The sequence below is a fragment of the Parasedimentitalea maritima genome (genome assembly GCF_005771405.1).
GTDB lineage: Bacteria > Pseudomonadota > Alphaproteobacteria > Rhodobacterales > Rhodobacteraceae > Parasedimentitalea > Parasedimentitalea maritima.
Genome location: NZ_VAUA01000001.1, coordinates 642,010 through 659,597, shown reverse-complemented (window position 1 = coordinate 659,597; position 17,588 = coordinate 642,010). Strand labels below are relative to the sequence as shown.

The window sequence follows — 17,588 nt, the reverse complement described above, 5'->3', positions numbered from 1 at the left end:
CCTCCTGACAAATTCAACTGGGCCACATAAGGACAGAGTCAAACAACAGGCCCGCAAATTGCGAGCCTGTTGGGTCATCCTATTTGTTGGTGCCTTCAGTTCACCTAAAGTCAGGCCCGTCGCAAAGAATGCTCTGGCTCTACGAATGGATCTGGTGCAGCGCCCTCGTCGCCCATCTCAAACCTGGTCACGATGCCCGACAAGTTCTGCGCCTCCCGCTGAAGCATCTGGCTCGAGGCAGATGCCTCTTCAGCCATTGCAGTGTTTTGCTGTGTCACAGCATCCAACTGCTGCATCGCACCGTTGATGTTCTCTAGCCCCGTGGATTGCGACCGGACACCATCCGAAATTTCGGTAACCAGATCCGAAACGGAGGTCACCTGAGTGATGATGCTCGACAAAGCCTCTCCGGCACGACCAACCATCTCGACCCCATGCGAGACATGTTCCTCGCTGGCATTTGTCAGTTCCTTGATCTGACCCGCTGCCGTCGAAGCGCGCAACGCCAGTGCCCGTACTTCGGACGCCACCACCGCAAAGCCACTGCCGGCACTCCCAGCCCGGGCCGCTTCTACACCTGCGTTCAGGGCCAACAGATTGGTCTGAAAGGCAATGTCATCGATCATGCTGATGATTTTTGAAATCTCATTGGATGCGTCCTGAATTTTGTCCATCGCTTCAACCGCCGAAGTCACCACCGCATTGCTCTTTTCGGCTTCTGCACGCGCACTTTGCATGGTCTCATCCACTCGTGTGGCACGATCGGCTGTAGCCTTGACCCCATCAGAAAGATCATGGATCGCATTTGCCGTTTCTTCCAATGTGACAGCTGCGCTTTCGGTGCGGTGCGCCATATCCGTCGCAGCAGATCGCTGTTCCGCCGAATAGCTGTCAACGTTTTGAGAGGCGTTCACAACGCTCGACATCGACTCACGTAGGTTGACCAGACTGTGGTTAAAGTTTTCTCTCAAGGTTTCATAATTCGACACAAACGGGGTCTCGATATCGCAGGCCAGATTGCCGCGCTCCAACTCCGACAGGGCTCCACTCATCGTCTCAACAACATATGCTGTTTTTCTGGCGGCCGCGGCCTCGCGTTCTGATGCTATATCTGCTTGTTTCAGCCGGTCACGAAAATCCGCCATACTGCGCGACAGATCGCCAAGCTCGTCGCCCCGTTCCCGGCCGGATATTTCAATTTCATAGTCCCCTTCTGCCAAAGCATTGGTAACACCGCGAAGGCCCTGGATCGGCTTTGTAACCCGGCTAGCAGCAACCCAAGATACGATTGTGGCAATGACAACTGCGGCAGCAATCATGCCGATGGCGACCAAGCGCATTTCGCGCACCACTGCAAAGGCGGCACTTCGATCTGTTTCCATTACCAGTGACCAAGAGTAACCGGGAATGTCCAACGGCTTGACCAAGGCAATCGCTTCTTGCCCATTGGCTCCGGTCACACTCTCAAAAAGTGCCTCCTCCCGAGCGATGGCAGCTTGTATATGCGCAGCTTCAGGGAGCGGGTCTGATACATTGAACAAGCCTTCAGTAATCGAAGGACTACGCGCTAACCCATCTTCACTGATCAAAAAGATGTTTTGATGAACTTCACTTTCTAGGTTCCCAGCCAGTGCATTAACAACGCGCTCACTGGACAGCTGAACAGCCAAGACACCAACAACAACTTTCTGTTTGCTCAAGATTTGTATGGCTAAGAATGCCCCCGGTGCCCCACCAGTCACATCATAGGCCGCGAAATCAGACGTGGTGATATCCCCTGGTGCTGCCAGAAGTGTCGCTTGGAACACCTGACCCAGACCAGATTCTGCGTTTGGTCCGGTTGAGAAATCCTGTGCAAAATCTTCCCGTTTGTTCACCGTATACAACAAGCGACCCTCGGTGTTCAGCAGGTAGATATCCTCATACCCGTTCAAACGCAGCGAACGCAGAAAGGTTGGATGATAGCTGTTGTGTGCCTGACTATAATATTCCCCGTCACCCGGATCTACCAGCTCGGCCCGTTGATCCTCAGCATTTGGGTTGTTGGTGATATAGGTACGCGTCAAATACCCAACAGGCTCTTCTTCGATCATTTTGTAGACACGGTCAAAATTGCTGATGGCCCGGAACGTCGTCGGCTGATCCGCATTCATCACCAAGTCGCGGCGCACTGCATCTATCAGTGTACTCAACGCCTGTTGACCTGCATTGGTTGCCGTTTCATGAGACAAATACGCATTCTGCCGAATGTTCTGCTCGGCCATTCTGTAAACTAGGAATGATACGGTAACCAAAAAGGTTGCGGTCAAGGCAACCATGATCAACGGCAGCTTAAGTGTAAGCGACAACTTGGGGGCCTTGAGCATTCGTAATGTCTCCTAAAAATTTCCCCCGCACCAACGGATGTGAGAGTCACACAATCGGTACGCTCAAGAACCCTGCCATTTCTTTAATGATAAAAATTTCGCTAATTCAGAATTGGCGAAATTGACGACAGCCAATCCTTGGAACAGAGGTAAGCTCGGCGTGTAACTATACTTAAGGTTGCAAATCTAATTGATCCGCGCCGCAAGGAAATCGTTACAAAACGCCTGCCTGTTCGTGCGTAAATCGCACTAACGGTTTTCCAAGTCACTTCAACTTTGCTCGTAATGAGGGAAAAGTGGGTCACGATGAAAAAAATGCTCAGTGCCCGCGAAAACAATCAGGATGGGCGGTTCCCACTTTCAATTGCGGCCCTAGCTCCACCTTTTCAAAGTATGCAAGCCGACGGGCGGGGTACCAAACAAAATGGGCAACGCTCCAACTTAAGAGCATTGCCCAACTTCAGTGCCAGTATTCGATAGCGAATAAGGTTTTAGTCCAGATCGCGACCTTCTGTATCGGACATGTCGAACCCTAGGTGGCGAGCAACAGTAAAGACGTCCTTGTCGCCGCGACCACACATATTCATGACAATAATATGGTCCTTAGGCAGATCCGGTGCGATTTTCATCACATGCGCCAAAGCATGGCTTGGCTCCAGCGCGGGAATGATGCCCTCCAGCGCACAGCTCAACTGAAACGCCTCTAGCGCTTCAACGTCTGTGATCGACACATATTCTGCACGTTTGGTGTCATGCAGCCAGGAATGCTCTGGCCCGATGCCCGGGTAATCAAGACCAGCCGAGATTGAAAACCCTTCCATGATCTGCCCATCATCGTCCTGTAGCAAATAGGTGCGATTGCCGTGCAACACTCCGGGACGACCGCCAGTCAGCGAGGCACAGTGCTGCATGTCGTCGTTCACCCCCTTGCCGCCAGCCTCAACACCAATGATCCGGACCGACTTGTCGTCCAGGAACGGATGAAACAGGCCGATGGCATTTGAGCCACCACCAATGGCGGCAATCACAGTGTCCGGCAGACGACCTTCGCCTTCCTGCTCGGCCAACTGCCAACGGACCTCTTTACCGATGATCGACTGGAAATCACGCACCATCGCGGGATAGGGATGTGGTCCCGCCGCCGTACCAATACAGTAGAATGTATCTGCAACATTGGTCACCCAATCACGCAGGGCGTCGTTCATCGCGTCTTTCAAGGTACCGCGGCCTGAGGTCACCGGGATCACCTCGGCACCCAACAGGCGCATGCGGAATACGTTGGGGGCCTGACGCTGTACATCGTGCGCGCCCATGTAAACGATGCATTTCAAACCAAACTTGGCGCAGACAGTGGCGGTAGCAACGCCGTGCTGCCCGGCACCGGTTTCTGCGATGATCCGGGTCTTGCCCATACGCCGCGCCAGAATGATCTGCCCGAGCACGTTGTTGATCTTATGCGCACCGGTGTGGTTCAACTCATCACGTTTGAGGTAAATCTTGGCACCACCCAGATGCTCAGTCAGCCGCTCAGCATGGTACAGAGGGCTAGGACGGCCAACATAATGGGTCCACAGGTCCTTCATTTCAGCCCAGAAACTATCGTCATCCTTGGCCCGGTTGTATTCTTCCTCAAGGCTCAGGATCAGCGGCATCAGCGTTTCAGATACAAACCGCCCGCCAAAGATGCCAAAACGACCCTGTTCATCAGGTCCGTTCATGAAGCTGTTAAAAAGATCTTCGGCCATGGTTTCTTCCTTCTTCGCGTCGCCGACCATGAGTATCGCGGGTACCTGCACGGGTAAAGAGAGGCACTGCGGAATCCACGATTTAAACAGAGAATTTCAAGGGCATTAGCCCTGCTTGTTGAGCGCCGACCTGGTAAATCTTTCGATCAGCGCCTGATCTTTCACACCGGGGGCACTCTCAACTCCAGAAGAGACATCAACCTGGGACGCACCAGTCATCCGGATCGCCTCGCTTACGTTTTCAGGCGTCAGCCCCCCTGCGAGCATCCATGGCCGCTGCCAATACTTGCGGCCTGCCAGCAGCCGCCAGTCAAACGCCAGCCCGTTTCCTCCGGGCAGATCCGCATTCTTGGGTGGCTTGGCATCAATCAATAGTTGGTCAGCTACAGCAGAATAGATGTCGATCTGTGGAAGATCCGCCTCGTCGGCAATGCCAATGGCCTTCATAACAGGCAATCCATACCGTGCTTTGACTTCCGTAACACGTTCGGGACTTTCGGATCCATGTAACTGCAACATATCCAGTGGTACTGCTGCGGTAATGGCGTCCAACTCGCTGTTGCTGGCATTCACCGTCAATGCCACCTTGCACAACCCCATCGGAGCCAGAGCTGCAAGTTCGGCTGCGTCTTCTAACGATACATGTCGTGGGGATTTGGCAAAGAACACAAACCCGACATAAGCCGCACCCGCATTGGCTGCGGTTTCAATGTCGTTAGCTGTCCGCAAGCCGCAGATCTTAACCCGGATATCACTCATTGGATTAGCCTCAGCTGGCGTCGTCGAGAATGGCCAGAACTTCGTCTTTGCCTTCGTTCTTTTGCTTTTTCAGCTTGTTCACTTCCCGCGACAGCTTACGCACTTCGCGGGCTTGCCCACCAGCTGCGCGTCGATGCTTGTGCTCACGAATCCATTCCCAGATGAACCCAATGATCAATCCCGAAGCCACCCCGCCCAGAACCACGACAAACAGGGGAAGTCCGATGGAGGGATTAAATCCCAACAACTCAGCAACTGCGTCAGGCATCAACTTTAGATCTACAATGGCACGATTGGCCAGACTCACCGAAATCAGAATGATCCCGAGAGCGCCCCAGAAGGCATAGCGAACATAACGCATCAATTTATTTTCCGTTCAAACGGTCCCGCAGCAACTTGCCGGTCTTAAAGAACGGGACATGCTTTTCATCAACTTGGACCGTTTCACCAGTACGAGGATTGCGTCCAACCCGCGAGTCGCGCTTTTTCACCGAAAAGGCACCAAACCCACGCAGTTCGACCCGATCACCACGCGACATGGCGCCAGTGACTTCCTCGAATACCGTATTAACGATCCGCTCAACGTCTCGTTGATACAGGTGCGGGTTTTCGTCTGCAATCTTCTGAATCAATTCCGAGCGGATCATAATTTCGGCCCTCCCAAGCCAACGGCAAAAAGCTGTGTGATTTGAAACAACTATAGGAAATAAATCTGGAATCGGGAACAGAAACTGCGCACCCACAGTATGAAAACGCACCAGATTTGGCATTTTTCCGCTGACATCGAACCCAATTCGGGCAAGTCGTCTCTCATTTTCAGGCACTCGAACGATAGAGACAGGCCTCAGCTAAGGCCAGAAACTGTTGATTCGGAACCCCGACTAATCACCCCACCAATGCCGCCTCGATTTCAGTTACCTTCCGGATCACGGAAAAAGGCCCCGCTATTACACGGGGCCTCTCTAATTTCGGTACGCTAGCAAAGCGGAAGATTAGTCGCCAGACTTCAGTGCTGCGCCCAGGATGTCGCCCAGCGATGCGCCGGAATCCGAGGAGCCATACTGCGCCACTGCTTCTTTTTCTTCAGCAATTTCGCGTGCTTTGATCGACAGACCCAGACGACGTGTCTTGGAGTCGACGCTGGTGATGCGAACATCAACTTTGTCGCCAACATTGAAACGCTCAGGACGCTGCTCGGCACGGTCACGCGACAGATCGGAGCGACGGATAAAGGACTTCATACCTTCATACGCAACTTCGATGCCGCCTTCTTCGATCGCGGTGACTTCAACAGTCACGATCGAACCGCGCTTCACGCCGCCAACAGCTTCAGCGAACTTGTCGCCACCCAGGGCTTTGATCGAGAGCGAGATACGCTCTTTTTCAACGTCCACTTCGGAGACAACGGCCTGAACCATGTCGTTCTTGTGGTAGCTCTGGATCGCATCTTCGCCACGCTCGTCCCATGACAGGTCGGACAGGTGAACCATGCCATCGATGTCGCCTTCGAGACCAATGAACAGACCGAATTCGGTGATGTTCTTGACTTCGCCTTCGACTTCGGTGCCCTCGGGGTTGGCTTCTGCGAAGACTTCCCACGGGTTGCGCTGTGTCTGCTTGAGACCCAGGGATACGCGACGCTTGGAGCTGTCGATATCCAGAACCATAACTTCCACTTCCTGACTGGTCGAAACGATCTTGCCGGGGTGGATGTTCTTCTTAGTCCAGGACATTTCAGACACGTGAACCAGACCTTCAACACCTGGCTCCAGCTCAACAAATGCACCGTAGTCGGTGATGTTGGTGACGCGACCAGTGTGCACAGTTTCCAGTGGGAACTTAGCAGCAACCAGATCCCAAGGATCGTCCTGCAGCTGTTTCATGCCCAAGGAGATACGGTGGGTCTCTTTGTTGATCTTGATAACCTGGACCTTAACGGTCTCACCGATTGTCAGGATCTCGGATGGGTGGTTCACACGACGCCATGCCATGTCAGTGACGTGCAGCAGGCCGTCTACGCCGCCCAGGTCAACAAACGCACCGTATTCAGTGATGTTTTTCACAACACCGTCAACAGCCTGGCCTTCGGTCAGGTTGGCGATAACTTCAGCGCGCTGTTCGGCACGGGACTCTTCGAGGATCGCACGACGCGATACAACGATGTTGCCACGACGACGGTCCATTTTCAGAACCTGGAACGGCTGCTTCAGACCCATCAGTGGGCCAGCGTCACGCACGGGGCGAACGTCAACCTGCGAACCGGGCAAGAACGCAACTGCGCCGCCGAGGTCGACAGTAAAGCCACCTTTGACGCGACCAAAGATTGCGCCTTCGACGCGCTCTTCGCTTGCGTATGCTTTTTCCAGACGATCCCAAGCTTCTTCACGGCGGGCCATCTCACGCGAGATAACAGCTTCGCCTTTGGCGTTCTCAGCAGACCGCAGGTAGACTTCTACCTCGTCGCCAACAGCCAGTTCAGCTTCTTCACCAGGATTAGCGAATTCTTTCAGATCAACGCGGCCTTCCATCTTGTAGCCGACGTCGATGATAGCTTGGCCAGCCTCGATTGAGATGACTTTGCCTTTTACAACGGAACCCTCATCAGGGGTGTCCATTTCGAAGCTTTCATTCAGAAGGGCTTCGAAGTCCTCCATAGATACGTTTTGAGCCATGAGGTCTCATGTTTCCTTTTACATTTGTTTTCTGGCCGTGCGGTTGTCTCCGCCGGTCTTGGGGTTTGGTCAATATGGGCGCCGCGCAAACGGTATGAGCAAACAAACACAAAGGGCCGGAGGATACCCCAGCCCTGCTCATGATGCCGTGTGGACGTTAGCCGCCTCTATACTGACAGCGCGCGATATATTCGGATTCTCTTGCAGGTGCAAGCGGAACCGTTGTTTGCAACCGTGTATTTTATGGAACGAAGCAGCAGTAACAGTCACCCTTTGACACATGTGGTGGTCACCCGATGGCTCGCCTACTCCAGTTTTTAAAGACCCAAATCACTCCGGCTGCCAATATAGTTCCTATGATGACTGACGACCAGAACAATCTGGAACTCGGCGCTGTGATAGCAGTGGCCAAGAAACCATAAAATCCAATTGCCGGAAGAGGAAGCGCACACACAAGTCCGAGAACAAACCTTCGGGCCAATCTGCCTTTTAGAAAAAATTGCCGTACTACTGCAGCGCATGACAGCAGAACCCCTAAGACCGAGATCACAAGAAAAACAGAAATTTTATTGTGCATCGCCTCTGTAACGACCAGCCTCACAAACGGAACTTCATCCAATGGGGATTGTTCGAACCCAAAACTTTTGTGCACAACTCCTGGCTCATAGCCCCAACGCGCCGCTCGCACATTTTCTGTCTCACCAAAAATCTGCCCCCCATCGAAGAAGTCTTCTGTTTCAGGTCGCCAGAGGGCATCTGATTTTGGGTCCGCAACTAGGCACTTTGAACCTTGCAAAGGGAAGCTGCCAATTCCAACCGGCTGAATTGCCAGCAAATGGCCCTCGGTGTTTAGCGCAACGACGCTGACTGGGTCAGCGCCAAACAAACCGTCACCATACAGAAATCGCAGGGCAAATCCTTCGTCCGACTGACAGGACCAAGTTGAAAAATAGGGGCTGTGGGCCAAACCGGGCCAGGCTGACGCCATCAATAGCAAAAACGCAGTGACTAATTTCATGCGACTACTCAAAAAAAGAACTACAATTTAGGGCATTCTTAATGCTGATATCTCTTTCAGAGCAACCTGCAGCGCCTGCTCGATGCTCAGTTCACTAGTGTCTATCGTCAACGCATCCGCGGCCGGTTTCATCGGTGCCTCGGCCCGGTTCATATCGCGATCATCCCGCATCTTCACATCCGCCAGCACGGTTTCCAGAGAGGTCACTTCACCCTTGCCAGTCAGTTCCAGAAACCGTCGCCTCGCCCGCACCTCGGCGCTGGCGGTGACATACAGCTTCACCTCGGCATTGGGGCAAATCACGGTACCAATATCGCGCCCATCCAGCACCGCGCCACCAGCGCGGCGAGCAAAAGCGCGTTGAAAATCGACCAGCGCCGCGCGCACTTCAGCGATCACGGCTACTTTGGAAGCTGCTTGTGCCACCTCGGCCGTGCGCAGGTCGTCACGGTCCAGGTCCTCGGCTTGCAGGTTTTTTGCGGCCTCGATGGGCTCAACCCCAGCCAACACCCGCGCCCCAACTGCGCGATACAACAAACCAGTGTCCAAATGAGCAAAACCAAACTGAGCGGCAATCGCTTTGGAAATAGTGCCCTTGCCCGCAGCAGCGGGCCCGTCGATTGCAATAGTGAAGGTATCAGTCATTTGCTTGTCCAGCCTCGCCAACCTGACCGGACCAAGCCCGCAAGCACAGCGAACATAGCAACCGATGTCAGGACAGATTTCATTACCGTCGAACGAGAGGCCGAAGCTATGGTCAGATCACTGGTATCGCCTGACAGCAGCAGGGCCACCCGCATGTTTTCCAAGTAGTCCGATCCCATAGCGGCCAGTACCACAAAGACCAATACAGTCAGCAGCCAGCCCCTAGCATAGAGATGTCGCAACGCGCCGATCAACACAAAGCCAAGAAGTGCCGGGTAGGCCATATCCAACAGACGTTGAGGACCGGTGTAGAGCGCCCGTCCCTCGGCCCCCAGTGCAGATAGAAAGGCGCGCGCCTCCTCAGCGCTATAGCCCATCGGGCGCAGATCAAACGGTGGCAGACCGTCTGCGTATTGCGTGATGCTTGGCAAGGTCCAAGCGATCATGACAGCGTAAACGCCCAGAGCAGCAGCGAAAACTCCCCAGTAGATCTGCCGACCTTGCATCAGCCGTGGCTCAACTTGGCGCCCAATGCACCCATCAGCGGTTCAAATATTGGGAACGACGTTGAAATCGGGCCGCCATCATCCACTGTGACCGGATTTTGGGCAGCCATGCCCAGCACCATAAAGGCCATTGCGATACGGTGATCCAGTTGGCTGGCACATGTTGCCCCACCTGGCACACCTTCAGGGCCCAAACCAGTAACCTGCCACCAATCCTCGCCCTCGTCCACAGTCACACCGCAGGCGCGCAGCCCTTTGGCCATGGCGTCGATGCGGTCACTTTCCTTGACCCGCAGTTCTTTGACCCCGGCCATCATGGTCTTGCCAGTAGCATGGGCGGCCACAACCGACAGGACCGGGTATTCATCGATCATCGAGGCGGCTCGCGCAGGCGGCACCTCGATGCCCGTCATGTTAGGCGAGTACTTGGCGCGCAGGTCGGCAACAGGTTCGCCGCCTTCTTCGCGCTCATTCTCATATGTCAGATCAGCCCCCATGTCGCGCAGGGTAGTAAACAGACCGGCACGGGTCGGGTTCAGGCCAATACCGGGGATCAACACGTCCGAGCCTGGTGTAATAATTGCAGCGCAAACTGGGAACGCAGCACTAGACGGATCGCGTGGCACCGCAATCACCTGCGGCTTCAACTCAGGCTGACCAGTCAAGGTGATCTCGCGCCCTTCGTCGATTTCAACCACCGTGATCTCGGCGCCAAAACCCGCCAACATCCGCTCTGAGTGATCACGTGTGGCCTCTTTCTCAATGACCACCGTCTTACCCGGCGCGTTCAGGCCAGCAAGCAGCATGGCTGATTTCACCTGCGCCGAAGGCACCGGCACCACATACCGCACGGGCACGGGATCAGCGGCCCCGACGATGGTCATCGGCAGACGCCCACCTTTGCGACCAACGGTTTGGGCACCAAACAGCGCCAGCGGATCAGTGACACGGGCCATTGGGCGGCCATTCAAACTGGCATCGCCCGTAAAGGTCGCAGTGATTGGCTGGGTCGCCATTGCGCCCATGATCAGCCGCACGCCAGTGCCGGAATTACCACAATCGATCACATTTCCCGGTTCTGCAAATCCACCAACGCCAACACCAAACACCGACCACTCGCCGCCGCCGTGGTTCACCACTTCGGCGCCAAAGGCCTGCATCGCCTTGGCTGTGTCCAGCACATCTTCGCCCTCAAGCAAGCCGGAAATTCTGGTCTCGCCAATCGCCATCGCACCCAAGATCAGCGAGCGGTGCGAAATTGATTTATCTCCGGGAACTTCGGCCACACCACTAAGCGGGCCGCAGCGATGAGAGGTCATTGGGGTGGGCGTGCCGTGTCCGGACATACGATGGCTTTCCTTATGCGAGCGTTATCATTTTCCTACCCAATCACCCCAGCCCGGTCCAGAGCGATTTGTCTTCACTGCCCCCATCCAGCCAGACTTCTGGGTTGGTTTGAGCAATTTGCTTGAACAAATCCTCACCCAAAGTGTTGCGCAGCCGGATGCTGACAGCGCGCTCGCTCAGCTCCTCCTGCCGTGTCATGTAGAAATCTGAGCCAAACAAAACTCTGGAGCGCAACCGCCTGCTCGCGACATCATCTCCTTTCAGCAACATGCGCAGGATCGGTGCAAAAGCTTCGAAATGGAACATGGTGTAGGAAATGTCGGTCCAAAGGTTTGGGAACTCACCGCCACCAATCATCTCGCGGATTTGTTCCATCCAATTTTCATTACCACGGGTGTCTTTGGCATTGGAATAAGCCGCCCAGTCAACCTGCCCCCCAAAATGGGCAAAGCAAAGCCGCATCTGAGGGAATTTCCGCAAGACCGGTAGGTACGCATGTGGTCGGGTGTACCCATCACCTTTGTAGTCACAGACATAACGCCCTTGCACCCCGCCACGAGAACAATGGGTCATCACTGGCAATCCCAGTTCAAACACGCGTGGATAGATCTGCTGCATCAGAACAGGGTTGTCAGGTGCAAAGCCAAGCCTTGGGTAAATCTTCAGCCCTTTGAACTCCAGTTCATTGAGAGCGCGCAAACATTCCGCAACACTTGTAGGGTCGCGCGGATCAACCGTTGCAAATGGCACGACACTGCCCGCAGGATCTGCCGCATCCCTAAGCTGGGCCAGTTCATCATGCTGGTCTTTCAACCCCACAGGTACCGGACCACGTTCAATTTTCGACATATCCATTGGCAGCACGACGAATCGCGTCCCCCGAGGGTAGTGCCGAACAACATCCTCCAGAATATGCGCCTGCGAGGGCCGCGAGCCTTGCAATAGAAACTGGTGCAGGCGTTCCACTTGTTCCGAGATGTGCTCTTGCCCGATTGTGCGTAGAAACTTGGCCAGCGCCAAAATAAGCCCTGGCTCACTGCGCAAAAACCGTATCGCAGGAAACGGAAAGCTCCGCGGTACATGCTGTGCTGTAAAGGTATGAATATGGCAATTTGTGATACGAATATCCGACATGAAATAGCTCCTGAAATATCAGGCGAGCATGACATGCCGGATCACTGAATCAAAGCCGCTTGAACGTCAGATAGTGCGGCGTCCGGCCTTCGCGCAGGGCTTTCTGCTCGTATCGGGTAGAAAGCCAATCATCCCATGAAACCCGCCAGTCTGTAGGCCCTTCTGCCAGCCATTCAAATCCTGCTTTGGGCACTTCCTCAAGCGTTTGGCGCACATAGTCAGGGATGTCAGTGGCAACCCGAAAAATGGCTCCGGGTTTCAACACCTGCGCCAACGGTTCCAGATGTTCCTGCGTCACAAAACGGCGGCGGTGATGGCGGCTTTTGGGCCAGGGATCAGGGTAGAGCAGAAAGGCGCGTGAAATTGATGCCTCAGGTAATACATCCATCAGATCCCGCGCATCACCGGGGTGCACTGCAATGTTATCGCATTTGGCCTGACGGATTTTGCCCAACAACGTGGCAACACCATTGATATACGGTTCGGCGCCAATGATCCCGACATCCGGGTTGGCCGCAGCCTGATGAACCAGATGTTCGCCGCCGCCAAACCCAACTTCAAGCCAAACGTCCCGACCACCGAACAGCGCCTGCAGATCCAAATTATCTCGGTTGGGGTTCTCGTCCCACCCCACCGCACCGGGACTAAGCGGCGCAAGATCCTCGTCCAGATAGACCTTCTGGTTGGGCTTCAGCGTCTTGCCCTTAAAACGGCCATAAAAATTGCGCCATGGCGCTCCACTCACGTGGGCGTCGCCCTTAGGTTTGTCACTTGAAGTCTGATCGTCGGACATCTGCGGTTTCCTGTTTGGCGCTACGGCAATACTGGCAGCTCCTGTGCCGCAACCATCCGTCCGGGTCAAGTCACCCGACGGTGGTCAGTTTGCCACCGGGCTTTCGCGCAGCACTCCGGCCGCGATCATTTTCAATCGCGACGGATACCATTCGCCGCCAGATTCAACCCGCAGAGTTTCGATCGCAAAGCCGGCGTCGACACCCCGTTCCACCAGATAGGCAAGATGTTCATAAATCTCAGACTGAGTATCCGCGTAAATCCAGCTGCCAAAGTCGAAAGGCGAGTCCCAGGCTTCGTCTTCCTTCCAGCTGTCGTAATATTTCTTGACCGAATTAGAGGACCAGCTCCGTTGGTGAAATCCTATTTTTGACCCCAACATCATCCGACGCCGATCTCCCGCAAGGAAGACATCAATACAGGCGCTTACACATTCACCAGCCACAACCGTGTCGAGACCGAAATCGATAACGATCCAAGCCATTTCCTCGCCAGCGTAAACACTGCCACCACTGCTGTTCAGACGCAGTTCGGTGACATCGGGGTGGCTGCTCAACACGGTCCGCAACGCCTCGATGTCGTCGTTGGTCATCTCGGCATCACTGCCTTTGATTTCGGTTTCGGTATCATAAATCAGTACATGCCCGTCGAGAGTAAATTTCTCTGGCAACGTGTCCTTGGCCCAGAGGGTCACAGGGCTTGCAATCAAAAAACAGACCAGAAGGGTTCGAAACATAGAAGGATCCAATCGTAAGCTAAGTAACGATTTTAATTATGCCTATGTTCGCGCTTTCAACCAAGAGTCAATTACGGCCTGCCTTGTTGGCCGGATTTTGTCTGGTTCAGGGCAAAGAAAAAGGCGGGCAACAAGGCCCGCCTTTTCGCTGTCATCAGATCTATGATCAAACCGCTTTTTTCAGCGCCTCAACCAGATCTGTCTTTTCCCAGCTAAAGCCGCCGTCGGCCTCAGGCGCGCGACCAAAGTGACCATAGGCAGCTGTCCGCTGATAGATTGGCTTGTTCAGCCCTAGATGCTCTCGAATACCGCGCGGCGTCAGATCCATGACCTGGTCGATCGCCTTTTCGATGGCTGCGGCATCAACATCGCCTGAACCATGAGTATCGGCGTAAATCGACAGAGGCTTGGATACGCCAATCGCATACGACAACTGAATGGTGCAGCGCTCGGCCATACCCGCAGCTACCACGTTCTTAGCCAGGTAGCGCGCTGCATAGGCTGCAGAGCGGTCAACCTTGGTCGGATCTTTACCCGAGAAAGCACCGCCACCATGAGGCGCAGCACCACCGTAGGTATCAACGATAATCTTTCGTCCTGTCAGCCCTGCATCCCCGTCGGGGCCACCGATGACAAACTTTCCGGTTGGGTTGACGTGCCATTGGGTGGCTTCGGTCAGCCAGCCTTCAGGCAGAACTTCGGTGATATAAGGGGCAACCATTGCGCGAATGTCACCCGAAGTCAGAGTTTCGTCCAGATGCTGTGTTGACAGCACGACCGAGCTAACGCCCACTGGCTTGCCGTTTTCATAAACCACGGAAAGCTGCGACTTGGCGTCTGGACCCAATGCAGGCTCCGTGCCGTTCTTACGAACTTCGGCCAGACGACGCAAAATTGCATGCGAATACTGGATCGGAGCAGGCATCAACTGCGGCGTTTCTGTTGTGGCATAGCCAAACATGATACCCTGATCGCCAGCGCCTTCGTCTTTGTCACCCGCAGCATCAACACCCTGCGCAATATGCGCGGACTGTTCATGCAGCAGGTTGGTTACTTCTACTGTTTCGTGGTGAAATTTTTCCTGCTCATAGCCAATATCTTTAATACACGCACGCGTGATATCTTCGATACGATCCATATAATCGTGTAGTTTATCCTGATCGGACAGGCCGACTTCGCCGCCGATCACCACCCTATTGGTGGTTGCAAAGGTTTCAGCTGCAACACGTGCTTCAGGTTCTTCTGCTAAGAAAGCGTCCAGAACTGCATCCGAAATGCGGTCACAAACCTTGTCAGGGTGACCCTCGGAAACGGATTCCGAGGTGAAAGTAAAGTTTTTACGGGTCATGAAAATGCTCCATTGGGTTTCGTCTACCACGTCAGGAAGCCGTTGTGGTGGGTATCGGGCGGAAATACGCGGCTTTCGCGCGAGGGTCAATCTATAAGCAGCAAGGGTTAATTAGCTATGTGCGAATTGCAATAAACCGATGCCTCCACCCCACAAAGCCAGCCAACAACAATAGAAACAAAAACACAGGCAGATCGCCAACGCGGCTGTACAGGGTCGGCGGTAGCGGCTGTGGCAGGACGGCATCAACGAAACCCGCCTCGCCCAGTGGTAGGCTTTCGCGTATCCGACCGTGGCCGTCGATCATTGCCGAAACGCCGGTATTTGCCACACGGATCATTGGCAACCCCTGTTCCGCTGCGCGCATCTGGGCCTGCACCAGGTGCTGATAGGGACCGGAATAGATGCCAAACCAAGCGTCGTTGGTAATCTGAACCAACATATCAGGCCGCTCGGGCGCCTTGTTCACAAGCTGGGGAAACACTGCTTCATAGCAGATGAGTGGCAGAGCTTTCCCAATTGTCAGGTCTAATATCTGAGCGCCCTGCCCCGAAGTATAGCCTGAGCCGGCTTGGGAGGCAAAACCAGCAATACCAAAACGTGCCAAAAAGTCACCAAAGGGCACATATTCTCCAAAGGGCACCAGATGGGTTTTATCGTAGATCTGGTTCGTCGCACCTTGTTCATCCAGCACCAGCAACGAGTTGAAATACCGTAGCCCCTCAGAGCGTTGAATTCCTGTAATTACCGGCACTCCATCTGCGGCATTCGCAATCGCCGCCAGAGTTTCGTCAGCATAGTTCAATAATTGCGGCACGGCAGTTTCCGGCCAAACAACCAGATCCGGACGCGGCATGGCAGAGGTATACCCCAATTGTCGACGTACAAATCCCCAGCGATAATCCGGGCGCCATTTTTGATCCTGAGGGGCGTTTGGCTGCACCAAACGCACCACTTTCTGTGTCAGAACCGGATCAGCTGGCGACGGCAATAAAACCATCGCGAAAAGCGCCAGCAGCGGTGGAATACCAGTCAAAACCGGGCTGCGCGGAAGCAAGCCAAGCGGCAGCACAGTTGCCAGTGTCAAAAATGCCAGCCCGTGAGGCCCAATCCAAGGCAATAAAACGGCAGCGGGGCTATCGATCCAAAACTGACCAAAAGCTGCCCAGGGCAAGCCGCTGAAAAGATAGGCCCGGCCAAACTCGGCCAGCGACCACGCCACAATCAGCGCCAGCACGCGCAAACTGCTGAGGGAAACCCGGGCTGCCACTCCAAAGGCTACGGCCCAGAAAAGCGCCAATCCGCCCGCTAAGAAGAACAACGCAAACGGCGCCATCCATGCGTGACGGTCCGGATCAACCTGAAACGGTTCGACAATCCAGGACATCCCGAATCCAAAATATCCAAGCCCAAACAGCCAGCCAATCCATGCTCCACTGCGAACTGAAGAGGCCCTAAGGAACTGTAGCGACACCAGTCCCAAAGCGAAGGGCACAGCCCATAAATACTGCAGAGGCGCTAATGCCAGCGCCAATACAATACCAAGCCCAAGACTCAGGAGTGTTGTAGCAGACCAAATTAGGATCGGTCCGTTCGCCAGCCGCTGAACTGCAATCACCCTGTTTTGTCCGGCAGGCGCACCCGAAGCCGCTTAATTCGGCGTGGATCTGCATCCATCACCTCAAACTCTGGCCCATCCGGGTGCAGAACAACCTCGCCACGGGCAGGCACACGGCCGGACAACATGAACACCAACCCACCCAGTGAGTCGATTTCTTCTTCGTCTACGTCCTCGTGACTGGTCAAGGAACGGCCAATTTCAGCCTCAAATTCATCCAGCGGCGTGCGCGCCTGAGCAATGTAACAGCCCGGTTTTTCCTTGAACCATGTCTGATCTTCACCGGTATCATGTTCATCTTCGATCTCACCCACCACCTGTTCGATCAAATCTTCGATGGTCAGAAGCCCGTCTACACCACCATATTCATCGATCACCAGAGCCATATGGCGGCGTTCGGTCTGCATCTTGGACAACAAGACGCCGATAGGCATAGACGGCGGCACAAACAGCAGCGGTCGTAACATCAACTTGAGATCAAAATCACGGTCGTCGCTGCTAAACCCATGCGTCAGCGCAAGGTCCTTTAGGTGGGCAAACCCCAGCGGCGTATCCAGCGTGCCCTCATAGACCGGTATCCGGGTCAATCCGCTGTCGCGGAACATCTGCACCAACTCTTCCATCGGAATGGTGATTGGGACGGCCATAATTTCAGCCGTGGGAATTGCCACGTCTTCAACCCTCATCCGGGAGAGATTGATTATGCCGTGTGGTTGAGCCAGCGAAACCCGCTGCACAACGTGACCGTTGGCTTTAGGCTCTTCGCTGGAAGCAACCTGTGTCCAAGATCCAAATATTCGACCGAGAAACCCAGTATCTTGTACAGGTTCCGCCTTGTTATCGTTCGGCTGCGCGCGTTGCGCCGCGTTAGAACTGCCGTCTATATCGCCCATTTTTCCTAT

16 protein-coding genes and 1 riboswitch are annotated in these 17,588 nt (G+C 54.4%); all 16 genes read right to left on the bottom strand.

What is annotated here, in order from left to right:
• Positions 1–110: 110 nt before the first annotated feature.
• The 16 genes from FEE96_RS03285 to FEE96_RS03210 all read right to left on the bottom strand — a co-directional run bounded on the left by FEE96_RS03285 (position 111) and on the right by FEE96_RS03210 (position 17,579).
• Complete coding sequence (locus tag FEE96_RS03285; protein WP_138161553.1) at positions 111–2,366, bottom strand: methyl-accepting chemotaxis protein; 2,256 nt, start codon at positions 2,364–2,366, stop codon at positions 111–113.
• A gap of 491 nt (positions 2,367–2,857) precedes the next feature.
• Positions 2,858–4,111: a tryptophan synthase subunit beta gene (gene trpB, locus FEE96_RS03280; protein ID WP_138161552.1), complete on the bottom strand. Its 1,254-nt coding sequence runs from the start codon at positions 4,109–4,111 to the stop codon at positions 2,858–2,860.
• A gap of 105 nt (positions 4,112–4,216) precedes the next feature.
• Entirely contained in the window at positions 4,217–4,870 is a 654-nt protein-coding gene (locus FEE96_RS03275; protein ID WP_138161551.1) for a phosphoribosylanthranilate isomerase, read from the bottom strand.
• A 10-nt stretch (positions 4,871–4,880) separates the two neighbouring features.
• Positions 4,881–5,231, bottom strand: a complete 351-nt coding sequence (locus FEE96_RS03270) for a LapA family protein (protein WP_138161550.1) — start codon at positions 5,229–5,231, stop codon at positions 4,881–4,883.
• Positions 5,232–5,235: 4 nt separating this feature from the next.
• Entirely contained in the window at positions 5,236–5,517 is a 282-nt protein-coding gene (ihfB, locus tag FEE96_RS03265; RefSeq protein WP_127749944.1) for an integration host factor subunit beta, read from the bottom strand.
• A 345-nt stretch (positions 5,518–5,862) separates the two neighbouring features.
• Complete coding sequence (gene rpsA / locus FEE96_RS03260; RefSeq protein ID WP_171021592.1) at positions 5,863–7,542, bottom strand: 30S ribosomal protein S1; 1,680 nt, start codon at positions 7,540–7,542, stop codon at positions 5,863–5,865.
• Positions 7,543–7,831: 289 nt separating this feature from the next.
• Positions 7,832–8,428, bottom strand: a complete 597-nt coding sequence (locus FEE96_RS03255) for a hypothetical protein (RefSeq protein ID WP_138161549.1) — start codon at positions 8,426–8,428, stop codon at positions 7,832–7,834.
• Positions 8,429–8,587: 159 nt separating this feature from the next.
• Entirely contained in the window at positions 8,588–9,205 is a 618-nt protein-coding gene (gene cmk / locus FEE96_RS03250; protein ID WP_138161548.1) for a (d)CMP kinase, read from the bottom strand.
• On the bottom strand, positions 9,202–9,711 hold the full coding sequence (locus FEE96_RS03245) for a hypothetical protein (RefSeq protein WP_138161547.1): 510 nt from the start codon (positions 9,709–9,711) through the stop codon (positions 9,202–9,204). The genes cmk and FEE96_RS03245 overlap by 4 nt, the downstream gene beginning before the upstream one ends.
• Complete coding sequence (gene aroA, locus FEE96_RS03240; protein WP_138161546.1) at positions 9,711–11,057, bottom strand: 3-phosphoshikimate 1-carboxyvinyltransferase; 1,347 nt, start codon at positions 11,055–11,057, stop codon at positions 9,711–9,713. Before aroA ends, FEE96_RS03245 begins: the two co-directional genes overlap by 1 nt.
• 43 nt (positions 11,058–11,100) lie before the next feature.
• Positions 11,101–12,192, bottom strand: a complete 1,092-nt coding sequence (locus tag FEE96_RS03235) for an amidohydrolase family protein (RefSeq protein WP_138161545.1) — start codon at positions 12,190–12,192, stop codon at positions 11,101–11,103.
• 49 nt (positions 12,193–12,241) lie between these two features.
• Positions 12,242–12,985 (bottom strand): tRNA (guanine(46)-N(7))-methyltransferase TrmB, encoded by a 744-nt coding sequence (gene trmB, locus FEE96_RS03230; RefSeq protein WP_138161544.1) that lies wholly within the window; start codon positions 12,983–12,985, stop codon positions 12,242–12,244.
• Between the two features lie 84 nt (positions 12,986–13,069).
• Positions 13,070–13,720, bottom strand: coding sequence for a COG3904 family protein (locus tag FEE96_RS03225; RefSeq protein WP_246079261.1), 651 nt, complete (start codon positions 13,718–13,720; stop codon positions 13,070–13,072).
• Between the two features lie 166 nt (positions 13,721–13,886).
• Positions 13,887–15,068, bottom strand: coding sequence for a methionine adenosyltransferase (metK, locus tag FEE96_RS03220; protein WP_138161543.1), 1,182 nt, complete (start codon positions 15,066–15,068; stop codon positions 13,887–13,889).
• 5 nt (positions 15,069–15,073) lie between these two features.
• A riboswitch (SAM-SAH riboswitch) is annotated at positions 15,074–15,122 on the bottom strand.
• A 61-nt stretch (positions 15,123–15,183) separates the two neighbouring features.
• A complete protein-coding gene (gene lnt, locus FEE96_RS03215) occupies positions 15,184–16,686 on the bottom strand; it encodes an apolipoprotein N-acyltransferase (protein ID WP_342770943.1) in 1,503 nt (500 codons plus the stop codon).
• Complete coding sequence (locus tag FEE96_RS03210; protein WP_138161542.1) at positions 16,683–17,579, bottom strand: hemolysin family protein; 897 nt, start codon at positions 17,577–17,579, stop codon at positions 16,683–16,685. The genes lnt and FEE96_RS03210 overlap by 4 nt, the downstream gene beginning before the upstream one ends.
• Between the last annotated feature and the right edge of the window lie 9 nt (positions 17,580–17,588).

Coding starts and splice junctions, on each gene's coding strand:
- FEE96_RS03285 (WP_138161553.1), bottom strand. CDS start 2,366: ATGCTCAAGGCCCCCAAGTTGTCGCTTACACTTAAGCTGCCGTTGATC.
- trpB (WP_138161552.1), bottom strand. CDS start 4,111: ATGGCCGAAGATCTTTTTAACAGCTTCATGAACGGACCTGATGAACAG.
- FEE96_RS03275 (WP_138161551.1), bottom strand. CDS start 4,870: ATGAGTGATATCCGGGTTAAGATCTGCGGCTTGCGGACAGCTAACGAC.
- FEE96_RS03270 (WP_138161550.1), bottom strand. CDS start 5,231: ATGCGTTATGTTCGCTATGCCTTCTGGGGCGCTCTCGGGATCATTCTG.
- ihfB (WP_127749944.1), bottom strand. CDS start 5,517: ATGATCCGCTCGGAATTGATTCAGAAGATTGCAGACGAAAACCCGCAC.
- rpsA (WP_171021592.1), bottom strand. CDS start 7,542: ATGGCTCAAAACGTATCTATGGAGGACTTCGAAGCCCTTCTGAATGAA.
- cmk (WP_138161548.1), bottom strand. CDS start 9,205: ATGACTGATACCTTCACTATTGCAATCGACGGGCCCGCTGCTGCGGGC.
- FEE96_RS03245 (WP_138161547.1), bottom strand. CDS start 9,711: ATGCAAGGTCGGCAGATCTACTGGGGAGTTTTCGCTGCTGCTCTGGGC.
- aroA (WP_138161546.1), bottom strand. CDS start 11,057: ATGTCCGGACACGGCACGCCCACCCCAATGACCTCTCATCGCTGCGGC.
- FEE96_RS03235 (WP_138161545.1), bottom strand. CDS start 12,192: ATGTCGGATATTCGTATCACAAATTGCCATATTCATACCTTTACAGCA.
- trmB (WP_138161544.1), bottom strand. CDS start 12,985: ATGTCCGACGATCAGACTTCAAGTGACAAACCTAAGGGCGACGCCCAC.
- FEE96_RS03225 (WP_246079261.1), bottom strand. CDS start 13,720: ATGTTTCGAACCCTTCTGGTCTGTTTTTTGATTGCAAGCCCTGTGACC.
- metK (WP_138161543.1), bottom strand. CDS start 15,068: ATGACCCGTAAAAACTTTACTTTCACCTCGGAATCCGTTTCCGAGGGT.
- FEE96_RS03210 (WP_138161542.1), bottom strand. CDS start 17,579: ATGGGCGATATAGACGGCAGTTCTAACGCGGCGCAACGCGCGCAGCCG.